This is a genomic window from Plastoroseomonas hellenica, from assembly GCF_018129085.1.
In the GTDB taxonomy this organism is placed as follows: domain Bacteria; phylum Pseudomonadota; class Alphaproteobacteria; order Acetobacterales; family Acetobacteraceae; genus Plastoroseomonas; species Plastoroseomonas hellenica.
The window spans coordinates 20,054-34,948 of the sequence record NZ_JAAGBB010000017.1 but is presented as its reverse complement, the minus strand read 5'-3'; the positions used below and the strand labels follow the sequence as shown (position 1 = coordinate 34,948).

Below are 14,895 nucleotides of genomic sequence, written 5' to 3'. Positions count from 1 at the left end.
CAACCCGCGTCTCAGCCCGCCCGCCGCAATCGAGGATCGCGCCGCCCCATGGGCCTCTTCGCCCTGTTCCGCCGGAAGCCGCATGAGCGCACCGGCTTCGCCCTGTATACGGCCGCCGTCGCCACGGCCCGCTCCCCCTTTCTATTCGAGGGCATCGGCGTGCCGGATACGCTGGACGGGCGTTTCGACCTGATCAACCTGCATGTCGCCCTGCTGGTGCGCCGGCTCCGCGCCGATCCCGACCCGCGGGGGGCGGCCCTGGCGCAGGCGGTGTTCGACGCCATGTTCGCCGATATGGACCTCAATCTGCGCGAGATGGGGGTTTCGGACATGGTGGTCGGCAAGCGCGTGAAGCGGATGTGGGAAGCCTTCCACGGCCGCGCTATCGCCTATGAGGAGGCGCTGGACGCCCGGGATGCGGCGGCGCTGGCGCAGGCGCTGGCCCGCAATGTCTGGCGCGGCGCCACACCGGGCACGGCGCCGACGGCCAGCGCGGAGCAGCTCGCCTCGATCGTGCTGGCGCAGGACCGTGCGCTCGCGGCCCAACCCTTCGCGTCGCTGCTCGCGGGAAAGCCAGCCTTCCTGGCCGAGACGGAGTTGCCCGCATGACCCCTGAATTCCACCGCCCGCTGGTGATCGGGCGAATCGGCTCCGGCGGCCGGCGGGAGAACCTCGTCGCCTCTGAGGCCGAGCGGGCGGCGCTCGCCGAGCGCTTCGGTATCCCGGCGATCGGCCTGCTGCGTGCCGAACTCCTGCTGCACCCCGCCCCGGGGGGAGCCATCGCGGCGGCGGGGCGGCTGGTCGCGGAGGTGGTGCAATCCTGCATCGTCACCCTGGAACCGGTCGAGCAGAGCCTCGACCTGCCGCTGGCGTTGCGCTTCATCCCGGAGGGCGCGGAGCCTTCGGAGGATCCTGAGGCGCCGGATGAATTCGACATCGACGGCGAAACGATAGATCTCGGCGAAGCCGTCGCCGAGCAGTTGTCGCTGGCGCTCGACCCTTACCCGCGTGCCCCTGGCGCGACTTTGCCGGAAGGCCTGGTCGCACCGCCGGAGCCGGAAGCCGCGGTGGCGCCTCCGCGGCCGAGCCCCTTTGCAGCGCTCACGCGGCTGAAGCGGGACAAATAGGCACTTTCCGCGTGGTCACCGTGCTTGCTTCGGTCAGGGGGGGGTGCTAAGGCCCGCCGCTCACCAAAGTTTCTGGTCCGATTTAGAGAAGAGAGGCCCGGCGCCATGGCCGTTCCGAAGAAGAAGGTTTCGCCCTCCCGCCGCGGGATGCGTCGCAGCCACGAGGCTCTGTCCGCTCCTTCCTATCAGGAGTGCGCGAATTGCGGGGAGCTGAAGCGCCCGCATCACGTCTGCAGCCATTGCGGCCATTATGATGGCCGTGAGGTGCTGGCCGCCGAGCGCGTGAAGCCCGCGATCCGCGCCTGATGGTGCCGCGCGTGGTGCGGCGCTGACGATGGCATCGAAGCCGCCCGTCACCCCGGCCTTTTCGCTCGCGATCGACGCGATGGGGGGCGATGCGGCACCGGAAGTGGTGCTCGACGGCCTGGAACTCGCGGCCGAACGCCATCCGGAAGGGCGGTTTCTGCTGCTCGGCGATGAGGCCCGCGTCGGTGCCGCCCTGGCGCGCCGCAAGCGCGCGGCCCGCATCTGCTCGGTGCGCCATGCGCCGGACACGATCCCGGGCGACATGAAGCCGACGGCGGCGCTGCGCATCCGCGGCTCCTCGATGCGCCTCGCGATCGATGCGGTCGCGGCCGGGGAGGCGGCGGGCGTCGTTTCGGCCGGCAACACCGGTGCGCTGATGGCGCTCGCGAAGATCGTGCTGAAGACCCTGCCCGAGCTCGATCGGCCGGCGCTCGCCGCCATCGGGCCTTCGGCGCGCGGCGACGTGGTGATGCTGGATCTCGGCGCCAATGTGCAATGCGACGCGCGCAACCTGGTCGAATTCGCGGTCATGGGCGATGCCTTCGCGCGCGCGGTTCTGGGCCTGACCACGCCGTCCATCGGGCTGCTCAATGTCGGCTCCGAGGAGCTGAAGGGTGATGACCGGGTGCGCGCGGCGGCCGAAACGCTGCGCGATTCGCATCTCGGCGCCAATTTCCGCGGCTTCATCGAAGGCCATGACATCACCGCCGGCACCGTCGACGTGGTGGTGACCGACGGCTTCACCGGCAACGTCGCGCTGAAGACCGGCGAAGGCGCGCTGAAACTCATGCGCGACCTGCTGCGTCAGGTCTTCACGAGCAGCGTACCGGCGCGGCTCGGCTATCTGCTGGCGAGGCCGGCGCTCGATCGCCTCCGGGAATGGATGGATCCGCGGCGTTACAATGGCGCGATCCTGATCGGGCTACGCGGCGTTGTGGTAAAAAGCCACGGTGGCACCGACGCCCTTGGATTCGCCCATGCGGTGGATGTCGCGATGGATATGGTAACGCACGGCTTCAACGAGAGCATTCGGGACGGCATGGCGAAGCTCGCCACGCAGTCACGCGCGCTGCCGGTATGATCCGCGCCGTCATTGCAGGCTGCGGCGGCTATCTGCCGGGCGCGCCGGTCAGCAACGACGCGCTCGCGGCGATGCATGGGCTGGAGACCTCGGACGCCTGGATCCAGGCCCGCACCGGCATCCGCCAGCGGCATCTCGCCGATGCCGGGGCCACCGCCTCCGACCTCGGCGCCATCGCGGCGCGGGAAGCTTTGGCATCGGCCGGAATCGACGCGGCCGAAGTCGATGCGGTGATCGTCGCGACCTCGACCCCCGATTCGGCCTTCCCGGCGACCGCGGTGCGCATCCAGGCCCATCTCGGCATCGACCATGGCTTCGCTTTCGACGTCGCCGCCGCCTGCACCGGCTTCGTCTACGCGCTGAGCATCGCCGACGCGATGATGCGCGCGGGCCAGGCGAAGACCGTGCTGGTGATCGGCACGGAGATCTACAGCCGTATCCTCGACTGGACGGATCGCTCCACCTGCGTGCTGTTCGGCGACGGCGCCGGCGCGGTGGTGCTGCGCGCGACCGAATCGGCCGGCGGCGTCGCCGACCGCGGCATCATCTCCACCCATCTGCACGCCGACGGGCGGCAGGGCGGCATCCTGCACATCGAGGGCGGTGCCGGTTCGACGGGCGGCCCGGGCCTGCTGCGCATGGCCGGCAAGGAGGTGTTCCGCCATGCCGTCGCCAAGCTCGCGGCGGTGGTGGACGAGGCGCTGGCGGCGAACGGGCTCGGGCATGGCGATGTCCGCTGGCTGGTGCCGCACCAGGCCAATATCCGGATCATCGATGCGATGGGCCGCAAGCTGCACCTGCCGCCGGAGCAGGTGGTGGTCACCGTGGATCGCCATGCCAATACCTCCGCCGCCTCGATCCCGCTGGCGCTGGTGGAAGCCTGGCGGGATGGGCGGATCCGCCGCGGCGACCTGGTGCTGATGGAAGCGATCGGCGGCGGCCTGACCTGGGGCGCGGCGCTGGCGCGCTTCTGACACCCCGCTCTTCCGGCATCACAAGAGCCGGTTGCCGCAACGCCTTCGCGCATCGCGGTTGACGCCGCACCCCGCGCCGGTTTTCACTGGCACTTGAATGGGTTGCGAGGAGGTTCCAATCCGCCGATGGAGACGTTGACGCGCGCGCATCTGGCGGAGGCGATCTATGCCAATGTCGGCCTGTCGCGGAACGAGAGTGCCGCCCTGCTCGAGACCGTGCTGGAGCGCATGTCCGCGGCCTTGGAGGCCGGGCAGGCGGTGAAGATCTCCGCCTTCGGCAGCTTCATCGTGCGCCAGAAGGGACGGCGGGTCGGTCGCAACCCGAAGACCGGCGTCGAGGTGCCGATCCTGCCGCGGAAGGTGTTGGCCTTCCGGCCCTCGCAGGTGCTGAAGGCGCGCATCAACGGCGAGACGCCGCCTGGGGACGAGACATTGTGAGCGACGATCTTCTGATCGAGGAAGGCCACCGGCGCCCGCGCAAGGCGCCGACCGCCTTCCGCACCATCAGTGAGGTGAGCGAGGATCTTCAGATCCCACAGCATGTGCTGCGTTTCTGGGAGACGAAGTTCACCCAGCTCAAGCCGCTGAAGCGCGGTGGCGGCCGCCGCTATTACCGCCCTGAGGATATCGCGCTGCTGAAGCGCGTCTCCGACCTGCTCTACACCCAGGGCTACACCATCAAGGGCGTGCAGCGCCTGCTGAAGGATGGCGGCGCGGAGGAGGAGGTGGCGGCGCATGGCGAACTGCCGCTCGGTGACCCGCCGCCGGCCGAGGAGCCCGATCAGCGCGCACTCCAGGAGGTGCTGGAGGAGCTGGACGCCATCGGCGCGGCGTTGCACCAACTCGCCTCGAGGGGCTAGCCCCCTCCGCCACGCGGTGGTAATCAGCCGCGCGATCGGAGCGTAGCGCAGCCTGGTAGCGCACTTGTCTGGGGGACAAGGGGTCGTGGGTTCAAATCCCGCCGCTCCGACCATTAAGCCCCTGAATTCCTTACGGAATTCTACCCCAGCGACAGCAACTTCCTCACGCGCCACCAGCATCGTGGCACCGGCGGCGCTTCATTGAGCGACGCACGCGACGCGACCGACCGTATCCGGCGCATCGCGTGAGGAAAGGAATGTCGGGAGGGAGGCCGCGCTGGCATGACGAATCGCCTCGCTGTTGTCACAGGCGCCGGGGCCGGCATAGGCCTCGCCGTGGCGGAGCGGCTGGGTGCCGCCGGGCTGCGGGTGGTCCTGATCGATCGGGACCGGGACGCGCTCGCCCGTCTCGCGCCGGCGGCGTGGATGGCGGAGCGCCTCGCCTTGGACATCACGGATGCAGCGGCCGTCGCCACCAGCTTCGACGGTGTCGCCGAGCGGCATGGTCCGGTCGGCGTGCTGGTCAACAATGCCGGCATCGCCGCGCTGCATCCCTTCCTGGACCATCCGCTCGACGCCTGGGAACGGGTGATGGCCGTGAACGTGACGGGCGCCTTTCTCTGCGCCCAGGCGGCGGGCCGGCAGATGGCGCGGGCCGGCTGGGGCCGCATCGTCAACATCGCCTCGGTCAGCGGCGTGCGGGCGAGCCCGGGGCGCGCCGCCTATGGAACCTCGAAGGCCGCGATCATCGGCCTGACCCGGCAGATGGCGGTGGAACTCGCGGGTTTCGGTATCACCGCCAATGCCGTCGCACCCGGCGCCACCGAGACCGATCTCGTGCAACGCCATCACACCACGGCGACGCGGGAGGGATTCAACGCCGCGACGCCGGATGGCCGCTATGCCGCGCCGTCCGAGATCGCCGAGGCGGTGGCCTTCCTGGCGAGCGAGGTGGCGGGCCATGTGAATGGCGTGGTGCTGCCGGTCGATGGCGGCTTCCTCGCGGCCGGTATCCTGCAATAAAGCGACGGCGCGCAGGGCGCGCTCAGCGCGCGCGCAGCCCGTCCGCGACCAGGGTGCAGCCGGCGACGGCGGCGAGGATCGCAAGCCCCGGCCAGACCGCGGCCATCGGCGCGCTGAACACCAGCTCCTGCGCATTCGCCAGCATGTTGCCCCAGGAGGGGGCCGGCGGCGCGATGCCGAGGCCGAGGAAGGAGAGGGTGCTTTCGGCCAGGATGGCGCCGGCGACCGCGAGCGCGGTCGCGACGCTGACCGGCGCGGCAAGCGCCGGCAGCACATGCCGCCGCAAGAGCCGCGCCTCGGTCACGCCAAGCGCGCGGGCGGCGCGGATATGGTCACGCGCCAGCACCGAAAGCGCGGCGGCGCGGGCCAGGCGGGCGACACCGACCCAGCCGAACAGCGTCAGGATGATGATGATCCGCGCCATGTCGGACACCGCCTCACCACGCGGCAGGCCGATGACCGCGGGGTCGACGGCGGCGAGCACCACCAGCAGCGGCAGCGCCGGCAGCGCGAGCAGCCCATCGGCGAGCCGCATGATGAGCGCTTCCACGAAGCCGCCCCGCCAGGCGGCGAGGATGCCGGCCGCGGTGCCGATGAGGGCGGCGGCAAGCGCGGTCGCGATCCCGACCGCGAGCGAGACGCGGGCGCCTTCCAGCAAGCGGGTCAGCAGGTCCCGCCCGAGGTCGTCGGTGCCGAGCGGATGCGCGGCGGAGGGCGCGGCGTAGCGGTTGAAGAGGTCGGGCGCCCCTGAATCATGGCCGAGCCAGAGGCCGAGCAGTGGTGCCGCGAGTGCGCCCCCGGCCAGCAGGCCGAGCAGCAGCAGGCCGAGGCGCAGCCTGGTCATGCGAGGCGCGGGTCCAGCGCGCGCTGCGCCAGATCGGCCGCCAGCGTCGCAAGCATGGTCACCAGCGCGACCAGCAGCAGCGCGACCAGAGCGAGGTTGTAGTCGTTGCCCATGATCGCGTCGAAGATCAGCTTGCCCATGCCGGGGCGCGCGAAGAGGGTTTCGGTGACCACGGCGCCGGAGACCAGCGCGCCGGCATCCAGCGCCGCGAGCGTCAGGATCGGCACCGCCGCGTTCGGGAAGGCGTGGCGCCAGAGCACGCGGGTGCGCGACGCGCCCTTGGCGCGGGCGGTGCGAATCCAGGGCTCGGTCAGCGTCGCCGTCATCGCCGCCGCGGTGTGGCGCGCATAGGCCGCGACATTGGCGATCGCCAAGGTCGCGACCGGCAGCACCAAGAAGCGGAGAGCGCTGCCGCCATCCTCGGCGCTGCCGCCGGCCGGCAGCCAGCCGAGGGTGACCGCGAAGAGGATGATCAGCAGGATGCCGAGCCAGAAGGAGGGCATCGCCTGGCCGATCACCGCGATCGCGTCCACGAAACCCGCGCTGCGCGGCCGCGCCGCCGCCAGCACGCCGAGCGCGACGCCGCCCGTCGCCGCGATCGCCAATGCGCCGCCGAGCAGCGCGAGGCTGGAACGCAGCGCCGGCCAGAGCACGTCGGCGACCGGCACCGCGAAGAGGCGCGAATAGCCAAACTCCCCGCGCAGCACGCTGGCGGCCCAGGCGGCGTAGCGCGCGAGCAGCGGCTGGTCGAGCCCGTGCAGCGCCCGCAGCCGCGCCGCATCGCCGGCGGTCAGGCGCGGATCGCCGATGAGCGCGAGGTCGATCGGATCGCCCGGCATCAACCCGATCAGCATGTAGGCGGCGAAGGACAGGATCGCGAGGGTGATCGCGATCTGGGCCAGCCGCCGCAGGATCAAGGCCGCACCCGCCATTCCTCCGCCCAGAGGGTGGAGGGATTGAGATGTCCGGTCGGCCGCACGCCCTCCAGCCAGGTCGGCCAGATATGCGCGTCGGACCGGAACCAGAGCGGCAGCACCGGCAATTCCCGCGAATAGATGGCTTGCAGGCGGGCGAACATCTGCCGGCGCTCGTCGGGATCGAGTTCCTCGGGCAGCGCCTCGAGCAGGGCGTCGAGTTCGGGGTTGCGGTAGCCGCCGAAATTCTGGCCGGACCAGTTGCGCTCGGCACGCGGGATCTCGTCGGAATGCAGCGTGGTGCGCGGCACGCTCTCCGGCGCGCTGATCCAGGCAAAGAGCGCGGCGCCCTGGAAGCGCCGGCGCGACAAGGTCTCGGCGAAGAAGACGCGGGGCGGCTCGTTCCGGATGCGCGTCTCGATGCCGGCGGCGCGCCACTGCGCCTGCAGCACCTGCTGCACCTGCTCGCGCGAACGGTTGCCCGCGGTCGTCATGAGCTCGATGGAGAGCCGGTCGCCGGCGGCGTTGCGGCGGATGCCGTCGGGGCCGCGGCGCCAGCCGGCCTCATCCAGCAGCGCCGCGGCGCGTGCGGGATCATGGGGCCATTGCCGCACATCCTCGGCATGCATCGGGTCGAGCGGGTTGACGCTGCTGTGCGCGACCGGCTGTCGCCCGTCGAAGAGCCGCGCCACGATCTGCGCGCGGTCGAGCGCCATCAGCAGCGCCTGCCGCACCCGACGATCGCCCAGCGCCGGATGGTCGTGGTTGATGTCGAGATGCTCGTAGATCAGGCCCGGATGATACTCGAAGCGGAAACGGTCGCCGGTGCGGCGCTGCAGCGCTGCCGCCTGGTCGATCGGCAAGCCGAGCTCGCCCGCGATCATGTCGATCTGGCCGGCCAGGAGCTGGGCTTCGAGCGCCGCGGTATTCTCGACGGTGCGGATCTGGATGCGGCGGAAGGCGGGCGCGGCGCCGCCCCAGAGCGGGTTGCGCTCCAGCGTCACGCCGGCGCCGGGCTGCACGGCGGCGATGCGGTAGGGGCCGTTCCAGATGGCAGGGTTCGTCGTTTCGGTATCGTAGGCCGTGCGGGTGCGGTAGGCGCGCGGATCGGCTTCCCAGCGCGCGCGGTCGACATGCGCGGGCAGCGGCTTGAAATCGCCGACCGAGGCAAAATCGAAGGTGACCTTGTCGAAGCGCAGCGTGATGGTGCGGGCGTCGACGACGATGAGCTCATAGGCGCTGCGGTAGAATTCGGCGGCGCCGAAGCCGGTCGCGTCGTTGCGGCCGGCTTCCCAGGCGAAGCGCAGGTCTTCCCCCGTGATCGGGGTGCCGTCGCCCCAGCGCAGCCCTTCGCGCAGGCGATAGGTGAGGCGAAGGCCGGGACGGCCATTCGCCGCGGTCTCCCGCACCGCGAGCCCGTTCTCGATGGTCGGCAAGGTCTCGCAGAACAGGCAGGTCGGCTGCCAGTCGGGGGCATAGGCGGTGAGCGGCCGGAGCGTGAAGCCCGCCACATAGGACTTCGCGACCATGGCATCGATGTTCGGATGGAAGGTCGAGGGATACTGGGTGATGCCGATGGTCAGGCTGTCCCGCGCCGGCTGGGCCAGTGCGGGTCCGGCGAGGGCGAGCAGGGCGGCGGCGAGGCGAAGGGCGGGGGCCATGCTGATTCCCTAGAGCAGATCCTGCCCGGATGGAATCATTCGAAGGCCCCTGCCGCCCTCTATTGGCCGGGAGCGGGCACCGGCGCCTGGATTTTCTCTTCCGGTTCGATCCGGTCGACGGCGCGGCCGCGGGTCTCCGGCAGCATCAGCAGCGCCAGGATCTGGATGCCATAGGCGATGAAGGCGAAGATCGCGATGGCGACGCCGAGGTCCAGCCGGGTGGAGAGGAAGCCGACGAGCGCAGGGAACAACGCGCCCATCGCGCGCCCGGCATTGTAACAGAAGCCCTGGCCGGAGCCGCGCACCTCCGTCGGGTAGAGCTCGGTCAGGAAGGGGCCCATGGCCGCGAACATCATGTAGATCACGGTGCCGAGCGGTGCCGCGAGGATCAGCATCAGGCTGTTCGAGATCGGCAGCGTGACATAGCCCACCACGCAGATGGCGGAGGCGATGGCGGAGATCAGGAAGGTGCGCTTGCGCCCGATGGCATCAGCCAGATAGGCGCCGATGATGAAGCCGATCCAGGCGCCGGCGATATGCACAAAGAGGTAGCTGCCGGTGTTGACGACGGAGAGGCCGCGCACTGTCCGCAGATAGGTCGGCAGCCAGACGGACAGCGCGTAGGACCCGCCCTGCGCGCCGGTGATCATCAGCGCGACCTTGAGCGTGGTGCCGAGGTAGGGCGGCCGCAGGATGGTGAAGAACTGGCTCGGCGGCTTGCCGGCCCGGGCCTTGAAGACATCGGGTTCGTCGACGTGGCGGCGCACCCAGAAGACCAGCACGGCGGGCGTCAGCCCGATCCAGAACAGCGCGCGCCATGCCTGCTCCTCCGGCAGGATGGCAAAGATGCCGGTGTAGAGCAGCGCCGCGGCGCCCCAGCCGATCGCCCAGCCGCTCTGCACCAGGCCGACGGCGCGGCCGCGGTAGCGGTCGCGGATGACCTCACCCATCAGCACGGCGCCGGCCGACCATTCGGCGCCGAAGCCGAGGCCTTGCAGGGCGCGCAGGATGAAGAGCTGCTCGAAATTCTGGGCCCAGCCGCAGAGGAAGGTGAAGAGCGCGTACCAGAGAATGGTGATCTGCAGCACCTTCACGCGGCCGTAGCGGTCGGACAGCACGCCGGCCACCCAGCCGCCGCCGGCGGAGACCAGCAGCGTCACGGTGCCGAGCAGACCTGCATCGGCGCGGTCGATGTGCCAGAGGGTGATCAGCGTCGGGATGACGAAGCTGAAGATCTGCACGTCGAGCGCATCGAGCGACCAGCCGCCGAGGCAGCCGAGCATCGTCTTGCGTTCTTTTTCCGTGAGGTCGCGGAGCCAGGCGAACATCGGGCGTTCCTCCAATGCAAAAGGCCGGGCACCACTTGCGTGGTGCCCGGCCCGGCAGCGCCTGTGCGGCGCGATTGGAGGCCAGTTGGGCGGCGTTTCGCCCGGCTGTCAACGCAGGCTCAGACTGTGATGCCCTTCTGCTGCGCCTCGGCGACGCTGCCGATGCCGCCATGGGCCTGCGACCAGGCGACCGGATTCTCCAGGAACTTGCGCACTTCCTTGAGCGCGGCGTCACTGAAATAGGGGCGCTCGCGGCAGACCTCGAGCACGTCCCACCAGGTGCAGAGGGAGTGCAGGTTGAGGCCCATCTCCTTCATCTGCTCGAAGCTGCCGGGGAAGACGCCATAGTAGAAGACGACGAAGGTGTGGTCGCAGATCGCGCCGGCGGCGCGCAGCGCCTTGGCGAAGGCGATCTTGCTGCCGCCATCGGTGGTCAGGTCCTCGACCAGCAGGGTGCGCTGGCCCTCCGGCACGTCGCCTTCGATCTGCGCGTTGCGGCCGAAGCCCTTGGGCTTCTTTCGCACATAGGCCATCGGCGCCATCATGCGGTCGGCGATCCAGGCGGCAAAGGGAATGCCCGCGGTTTCGCCGCCCGCCACGCATTCGATCGATTCGTAGCCGACGTGGCGGCCGATCTTCTCGACCGCCAGGTCGCAGATGCGCTTGCGGGCGCGGGGGAAGAAGATGATGCGGCGGCAGTCGATATAGACCGGGCTCTTCCAGCCGCTGGTGAAGGTGTAGGGTTCCTCCGGACGGAAATTCACCGCCTTGATCTCGAGCAGGATGCGCGCGGTCGTCAGCGCGGCGTCGCGGTCCCAGTCGGAGGCGTGGAGGCTAGGCATGGCGGCGGGTCCCTTTCTTTCTCCTGTTGGTAATGGGCTCCGCGCTTGACGTCCACGGTAGAGGCGAGGGGCGGGGCGCCCGTCCGATCGCCGGAGGGCGAAGCCCAGAGGCGTGAATCGGCCGGGCCGGACGATAATCCCGACATCTGGGTATTGGCCGATCCGCGTGCCGGGACGGCGGCCCAGGCGCTCGGCATTGCCGAGGCGCTGGGACGGCCATTCCGGACGGTGCCGCTCGCCTGGGGCCCCTTGGCGCGGCTGCCGCTGCGCTGGGCGACGCTGGCCGGTCTGGCGCCGGCGGCGCGGGCGGTATTCGTGCCGCCCTGGCCGCGCCTGGTGATCGCGGCCGGGCGGCGCTCGGCGCCGGTGGCGCTCTGGCTGAAGGCGCGGGGCGCGCGGCTGGTGCACTGCATGCGGCCGGGCTTCGCCGAGGCGCGCTTCGACCTGCTGGTGCTGGGACGGCATGACGATCCAGCGCCGGCGGGCAATGTGCTGCCGATCCTCGGCGCCACGCATCGGGTCTCGGCGGCGAAGCTGGAAGCGGCGCGGGGGGAATTCGCGACGCTGGCGGCGCTGCCGGCACCGCGCGTGGCGCTGCTGCTTGGTGGTCCCGTCAGGGGCGAGGGGATGGCGGCGGAGGTCGCGGCGGCGATCGGGCGCCAGGTGGCGGGCTTCGCCGGCAGCGTGATGGCCAGCGCCTCTCGCCGGACGGGCCCTGCGGCGACGGCGGCGCTGGCAGCGGCGCTGGCGGGGGTGCCGCACCGGCTCTTTCGCTGGGGTGATGCTCCTCCGAACCCCTATCTGGGCTTCCTCGCGCAGGCCGATCTCGTCGTGGTGACGGGCGATTCCGTCTCCATGCTCAGCGAGGCGCTGGCGACCGGCGCGCCGCTGCTGATCGCCGATCCCGGCGGGCTCGGCCCGCGCCACCGGCGGCTCGGCGACAGCCTGATCGCGGCTGGCGCCGCCAGGCGGTTGGGGGAAGGGCCTGCATCCGCTGGCCGCGCGCCGCTCGATGAGACGGCGCGCGTTGCTTCCGAAATCATCGGGCGCGGCCTATTGTCCTGAGGCTGGCCGGGTGCTGGGCCGCGGGCTTTCCAGCATGCGCAGGAGATTGGCGTGGAAGGCCGTGCCGACACAGGATTCGACATCGACTTCTCGCTCGCGGTGCATACCCGGACGGGAAAGTATTTCATCGGCCGCGATCTGATCGAGGCGGCCGGCGACCTCGCCGGCAGGACCTATTACTGGATCCTGGCGCGCGACGAGCCACCGACCGGGCTTTTCGGAAAGGTCATCGGGCGGCTGCAGCATCTGCAGGCGCGCGGCCAGGTGGAAGGCGGGCCCTGGGGCTGGCTGCCGCGCCGGAATCCGTCCCGCCCATTGCTGCATCTCGATCCCTTCACCGTGCTGACCGCGAAGCTCCGGCGGTCGGACGCGATCCTCTGTCACGATGTCGGCCCGCTGACCCATCCCGGGCTCTTCGATCCGGAGATCTGCCGCGCCTACCGCCGGATCTATGACGAGATCGCCGCGGTGGGGCCGCATGTGGTCTTCGTGAGCCAGGCGTCGCAGCGTGCTTTCGAGGCGGTGCTGCCCGATGCCCGCCTCGCCAGTTCCCGCGTCATCTATCCGGCGATCCGCGCCGATATCGCGCAGCGGGACGCCGAGCCGGTGCCGGGGCTGGAGGGGCCCTTCCTGCTGAGCGTCGGCAGCATCGGTGCGCGCAAGAACCAGCTCGGTTCGATCGCCGCCTTCGCCCGGTCCGGCCTCTCGGCACGCGGCGTCCGTTACGTGATCTGCGGCGGCCGGGAGCCGGGTTACGAGGCCGCCGCCGCTGCCGCGGCCCGGACGCCCGGCGTGGTGCTGCTGCCCTATGTGACGGATGCGCAGCTTGCCTGGCTCTATGGAGAGGCACGGGGCTTCGTGCTGGCCAGCCTGCTCGAAGGCTTCGGCGTCCCGGTCGCGGAGGCGATCAGCCGCGGGCTGGTGCCCGCGGTCAGCCGTGGCAGCGTCCTGCATGAGGTCGCCGGCGACGGCGCCATGCTCGTCGATCCCGAGAATGAGGCGGACATCGCCGCGGCGATGGTGGCGCTGATCGACATGGATGCGGCGGAGCGGCAGACGCGGCTGCGGCTGCTGACCGACGCGATCGGGCGGTTCTCCCCGGCGCGCTTCGCGCAGGCATGGCGGCAGGCGCTCACGGAGATGCTCAAGGAGGGGCCTGCCGCCCACCCGGTGCCCGGCCTGGCCCCGGAGCCCGGTCGATGATGCCCAATGCGAAGGACCATCCGCCGATGCGCCCGCTGCTCGTATCCCTTCTGGCACTGCTCCCCGTCGCAGCCCTCGGTCAGCCGGCAGCGCCTGGGGCTTTCGCCTGCCCGGCTTCGGTCGAGGTCGAGTCCAGCGCACGGCTGCGCGCGCCGGAGGGCTTCACCGTGGCGAGGGCCCCGACCAGCCACTGGCTGCGCGGCGCCGACCTGTTCGACGGGCCGCCGGCCGAACTCGCCCAACTCCGTGGCGACGGCGGTGATCGGCGGACGCGGCGGGAATGGTGGACCCTCGATCCGGCCAATACGCGCCGCTACCACATCATCTGCCGCTACGAAGGCCTGGAGGAAGGGCTGGAGGCGGTGCTGCCCGCCGGCCTCCGGCGATGCACGGTCGAGACCTACCGGGAGGATGCGCGGGCGATGCGCGGGGGCCGGGTGGTGCTGGGGCCGGATGGCTGGGTACGGGTGACCTGCACGCGCTGAGCCGGAGCGGCTTGCGCGCGCCGACCGGCGGCATCAGCCGATCTCCAGCCGCGCGATCCGCCCGCCATCGAGCGTGAAAGCGAAGCGGAGCCGCGCCGGGCTGCCGGGAAAGGTGCCGGAGACATCGGCCGCGACCAGCACGCGGCCATCCACCTCGCTGACCTCGGCGACCGCGACGGTGACCCGGTATTTGCGCGTCGTCTCTTCCATCCAGCGCCGGATGGCGGCGTGGCCGCGCAGCGTCTCGCCCTCGTCCAGGACCGTCGCATCCGGCGCGAAGGGCGCCAGCATGGCGTCGATGTCGTGGCGGTTCTTGGCGGCGTAGTAGGCGGCAACAGGCGCGGGCAGGGTCGGGGTCATGAGGGTGTCCGGAGGGTGGTGAATTGCGATGCCCGGACAGTGGAAATAGGCTCTCCGAATGACAAGAACCCACGAAAAAGTAAGGTACCCACCGAGAGGTAAGGACCCGCCTTTCACGCCGGCCCTGGCCGCCAGTGGCGTCGAACAGGTGCTGCGCATCCTGGAAGGGCGGTGGAAGCTGGTGATCCTGTTCCACCTGTTCGGCGGCAAGGTGCTGCGCTTCTCGGAGCTTGAGCGGGCGATCCCCGCGATTTCGCAGAAGATGCTGATCCAGCAGCTCCGCCAGATGGAGGCGGATGGGATCGTGCGGCGTATCGTCCATCACCAGGTTCCGCCCAAGGTGGAATATGGGCTGACCGGCTGGGGCCAGGCGCTTTGCCCAGCGCTCGACGCCCTGCTGGTCTGGGCGGGACAGCAACCGAATACCGACGAACCAGGCCGCACGGAGTGAACGATGCCGCCCGAGATCTTCACCCTGACGGAATTCGATGACGACGATCGGGGCCTGACGCTCCGGATGCAGCATGGCCGCGACCTCGGCGGCGTCACGCCGGATGGCGTCGAGTACGACTACAACTTCATCGACTACATCTTCCCGATGACGGCGGGCGAAACCGGGGCGCGCATGTACCTGGAGCAGCCGGGGACCATCTATGTCCAGCTCAGCCGCGCCGCGCTCGGCGCGCCCAAAGCCGCGGCGATCCTGCGCTATCTGCAGCGGCGCTTCGATCGCATCATGACCCTCGAAGACGGCATCGGCTACGAGCTCTCCTGGGTAGAGGGGGCCGCCCCGGAGCTACGCAATCCCTGATGCCCTGCGGG

19 protein-coding genes and 1 tRNA gene are annotated in these 14,895 nt (G+C 70.4%); 14 read left to right on the top strand and 6 right to left on the bottom strand.

The features are described 5' to 3' along the window. Nucleotides 1-48: 48 nt before the first annotated feature. From GXW71_RS15260 to GXW71_RS15220, 9 genes are all read left to right on the top strand, one after another. Nucleotides 49-609: a ubiquinol-cytochrome C chaperone family protein gene (locus GXW71_RS15260; protein ID WP_211853388.1), complete on the top strand. Its 561-nt coding sequence runs from the start codon at nucleotides 49-51 to the stop codon at nucleotides 607-609. Next, a complete protein-coding gene (locus GXW71_RS15255) occupies nucleotides 606-1,127 on the top strand; it encodes a YceD family protein (RefSeq protein WP_211853387.1) in 522 nt (173 codons plus the stop codon). Before GXW71_RS15260 ends, GXW71_RS15255 begins: the two co-directional genes overlap by 4 nt. Nucleotides 1,128-1,232: 105 nt before the next feature. Further along, nucleotides 1,233-1,433: a 50S ribosomal protein L32 gene (gene rpmF / locus GXW71_RS15250; RefSeq protein WP_211853386.1), complete on the top strand. Its 201-nt coding sequence runs from the start codon at nucleotides 1,233-1,235 to the stop codon at nucleotides 1,431-1,433. A gap of 28 nt (nucleotides 1,434-1,461) precedes the next feature. After that, on the top strand, nucleotides 1,462-2,514 hold the full coding sequence (gene plsX / locus GXW71_RS15245) for a phosphate acyltransferase PlsX (protein WP_211853385.1): 1,053 nt from the start codon (nucleotides 1,462-1,464) through the stop codon (nucleotides 2,512-2,514). Beyond that, the gene (locus GXW71_RS15240) at nucleotides 2,511-3,488 is read left to right on the top strand and encodes a beta-ketoacyl-ACP synthase III (protein WP_211853384.1); all 978 of its coding nucleotides are present in this window, start codon (nucleotides 2,511-2,513) and stop codon (nucleotides 3,486-3,488) included. The genes plsX and GXW71_RS15240 overlap by 4 nt, the downstream gene beginning before the upstream one ends. A 126-nt stretch (nucleotides 3,489-3,614) precedes the next feature. Next, nucleotides 3,615-3,926: an integration host factor subunit alpha gene (locus GXW71_RS15235; protein WP_211853383.1), complete on the top strand. Its 312-nt coding sequence runs from the start codon at nucleotides 3,615-3,617 to the stop codon at nucleotides 3,924-3,926. Beyond that, on the top strand, nucleotides 3,923-4,348 hold the full coding sequence (locus tag GXW71_RS15230; RefSeq protein WP_211853382.1) for a MerR family transcriptional regulator: 426 nt from the start codon (nucleotides 3,923-3,925) through the stop codon (nucleotides 4,346-4,348). Before GXW71_RS15235 ends, GXW71_RS15230 begins: the two co-directional genes overlap by 4 nt. Before the next feature lie 36 nt (nucleotides 4,349-4,384). Then, nucleotides 4,385-4,461: transfer RNA gene (locus GXW71_RS15225), tRNA-Pro, on the top strand. A 169-nt stretch (nucleotides 4,462-4,630) separates the two neighbouring features. Further along, a complete protein-coding gene (locus tag GXW71_RS15220; protein ID WP_211853381.1) occupies nucleotides 4,631-5,371 on the top strand; it encodes an SDR family NAD(P)-dependent oxidoreductase in 741 nt (246 codons plus the stop codon). Nucleotides 5,372-5,393: 22 nt separating this feature from the next. Here GXW71_RS15220 and GXW71_RS15215 read toward each other — a convergent pair whose 3' ends face one another. The 5 genes from GXW71_RS15215 to GXW71_RS15195 all read right to left on the bottom strand — a co-directional run bounded on the left by GXW71_RS15215 (nucleotide 5,394) and on the right by GXW71_RS15195 (nucleotide 10,960). After that, complete coding sequence (locus GXW71_RS15215; protein ID WP_211853380.1) at nucleotides 5,394-6,215, bottom strand: ABC transporter permease; 822 nt, start codon at nucleotides 6,213-6,215, stop codon at nucleotides 5,394-5,396. Then, a complete protein-coding gene (locus GXW71_RS15210; protein WP_211853379.1) occupies nucleotides 6,212-7,147 on the bottom strand; it encodes an ABC transporter permease in 936 nt (311 codons plus the stop codon). Before GXW71_RS15210 ends, GXW71_RS15215 begins: the two co-directional genes overlap by 4 nt. Next, nucleotides 7,129-8,790, bottom strand: a complete 1,662-nt coding sequence (locus GXW71_RS15205; RefSeq protein ID WP_211853378.1) for a peptide ABC transporter substrate-binding protein — start codon at nucleotides 8,788-8,790, stop codon at nucleotides 7,129-7,131. The genes GXW71_RS15210 and GXW71_RS15205 overlap by 19 nt, the downstream gene beginning before the upstream one ends. A 59-nt stretch (nucleotides 8,791-8,849) precedes the next feature. Continuing rightward, on the bottom strand, nucleotides 8,850-10,118 hold the full coding sequence (locus GXW71_RS15200) for an MFS transporter (RefSeq protein WP_211853377.1): 1,269 nt from the start codon (nucleotides 10,116-10,118) through the stop codon (nucleotides 8,850-8,852). Between the two features lie 119 nt (nucleotides 10,119-10,237). Then, nucleotides 10,238-10,960 (bottom strand): orotate phosphoribosyltransferase, encoded by a 723-nt coding sequence (locus GXW71_RS15195; RefSeq protein WP_211853376.1) that lies wholly within the window; start codon nucleotides 10,958-10,960, stop codon nucleotides 10,238-10,240. Nucleotides 10,961-11,005: 45 nt separating this feature from the next. Between GXW71_RS15195 and GXW71_RS15190 the strand changes: the two genes are divergently transcribed. From GXW71_RS15190 to GXW71_RS15180, 3 genes are read left to right on the top strand one after another with little or no spacing between them, the layout of a single operon-like run. Further along, nucleotides 11,006-12,025: a mitochondrial fission ELM1 family protein gene (locus GXW71_RS15190; protein ID WP_246526604.1), complete on the top strand. Its 1,020-nt coding sequence runs from the start codon at nucleotides 11,006-11,008 to the stop codon at nucleotides 12,023-12,025. A 51-nt stretch (nucleotides 12,026-12,076) separates the two neighbouring features. After that, entirely contained in the window at nucleotides 12,077-13,228 is a 1,152-nt protein-coding gene (locus GXW71_RS15185) for a glycosyltransferase family 4 protein (RefSeq protein ID WP_211853375.1), read from the top strand. Continuing rightward, a complete protein-coding gene (locus tag GXW71_RS15180; protein ID WP_211853374.1) occupies nucleotides 13,225-13,713 on the top strand; it encodes an STY0301 family protein in 489 nt (162 codons plus the stop codon). The genes GXW71_RS15185 and GXW71_RS15180 overlap by 4 nt, the downstream gene beginning before the upstream one ends. A gap of 33 nt (nucleotides 13,714-13,746) precedes the next feature. On the opposite strand, the gene GXW71_RS15175 is transcribed toward GXW71_RS15180, so the two are convergent. Next, the gene (locus GXW71_RS15175) at nucleotides 13,747-14,073 is read right to left on the bottom strand and encodes a nuclear transport factor 2 family protein (protein ID WP_211853373.1); all 327 of its coding nucleotides are present in this window, start codon (nucleotides 14,071-14,073) and stop codon (nucleotides 13,747-13,749) included. A 58-nt stretch (nucleotides 14,074-14,131) separates the two neighbouring features. Between GXW71_RS15175 and GXW71_RS15170 the strand changes: the two genes are divergently transcribed. Both GXW71_RS15170 and GXW71_RS15165 read left to right on the top strand, forming a co-directional pair. Further along, on the top strand, nucleotides 14,132-14,524 hold the full coding sequence (locus tag GXW71_RS15170) for a winged helix-turn-helix transcriptional regulator (RefSeq protein WP_211853372.1): 393 nt from the start codon (nucleotides 14,132-14,134) through the stop codon (nucleotides 14,522-14,524). Nucleotides 14,525-14,527: 3 nt separating this feature from the next. Beyond that, nucleotides 14,528-14,884 (top strand): hypothetical protein, encoded by a 357-nt coding sequence (locus tag GXW71_RS15165; protein WP_211853371.1) that lies wholly within the window; start codon nucleotides 14,528-14,530, stop codon nucleotides 14,882-14,884. Nucleotides 14,885-14,895: the final 11 nt, after the last annotated feature.

Excerpts from the sequence above, each read along its gene's own strand:
- GXW71_RS15215 (WP_211853380.1), bottom strand. The coding sequence starts at position 6,215 with ATGACCAGGCTGCGCCTCGGCCTGCTGCTGCTCGGCCTGCTGGCCGGG.
- GXW71_RS15205 (WP_211853378.1), bottom strand. The coding sequence starts at position 8,790 with ATGGCCCCCGCCCTTCGCCTCGCCGCCGCCCTGCTCGCCCTCGCCGGA.
- GXW71_RS15240 (WP_211853384.1), top strand. The coding sequence starts at position 2,511 with ATGATCCGCGCCGTCATTGCAGGCTGCGGCGGCTATCTGCCGGGCGCG.
- rpmF (WP_211853386.1), top strand. The coding sequence starts at position 1,233 with ATGGCCGTTCCGAAGAAGAAGGTTTCGCCCTCCCGCCGCGGGATGCGT.
- GXW71_RS15255 (WP_211853387.1), top strand. The coding sequence starts at position 606 with ATGACCCCTGAATTCCACCGCCCGCTGGTGATCGGGCGAATCGGCTCC.
- GXW71_RS15175 (WP_211853373.1), bottom strand. The coding sequence starts at position 14,073 with ATGACCCCGACCCTGCCCGCGCCTGTTGCCGCCTACTACGCCGCCAAG.
- GXW71_RS15180 (WP_211853374.1), top strand. The coding sequence starts at position 13,225 with ATGATGCCCAATGCGAAGGACCATCCGCCGATGCGCCCGCTGCTCGTA.
- GXW71_RS15195 (WP_211853376.1), bottom strand. The coding sequence starts at position 10,960 with ATGCCTAGCCTCCACGCCTCCGACTGGGACCGCGACGCCGCGCTGACG.
- plsX (WP_211853385.1), top strand. The coding sequence starts at position 1,462 with ATGGCATCGAAGCCGCCCGTCACCCCGGCCTTTTCGCTCGCGATCGAC.
- GXW71_RS15170 (WP_211853372.1), top strand. The coding sequence starts at position 14,132 with ATGACAAGAACCCACGAAAAAGTAAGGTACCCACCGAGAGGTAAGGAC.
- GXW71_RS15220 (WP_211853381.1), top strand. The coding sequence starts at position 4,631 with ATGACGAATCGCCTCGCTGTTGTCACAGGCGCCGGGGCCGGCATAGGC.
- GXW71_RS15260 (WP_211853388.1), top strand. The coding sequence starts at position 49 with ATGGGCCTCTTCGCCCTGTTCCGCCGGAAGCCGCATGAGCGCACCGGC.
- GXW71_RS15210 (WP_211853379.1), bottom strand. The coding sequence starts at position 7,147 with ATGGCGGGTGCGGCCTTGATCCTGCGGCGGCTGGCCCAGATCGCGATC.
- GXW71_RS15165 (WP_211853371.1), top strand. The coding sequence starts at position 14,528 with ATGCCGCCCGAGATCTTCACCCTGACGGAATTCGATGACGACGATCGG.
- GXW71_RS15235 (WP_211853383.1), top strand. The coding sequence starts at position 3,615 with ATGGAGACGTTGACGCGCGCGCATCTGGCGGAGGCGATCTATGCCAAT.
- GXW71_RS15200 (WP_211853377.1), bottom strand. The coding sequence starts at position 10,118 with ATGTTCGCCTGGCTCCGCGACCTCACGGAAAAAGAACGCAAGACGATG.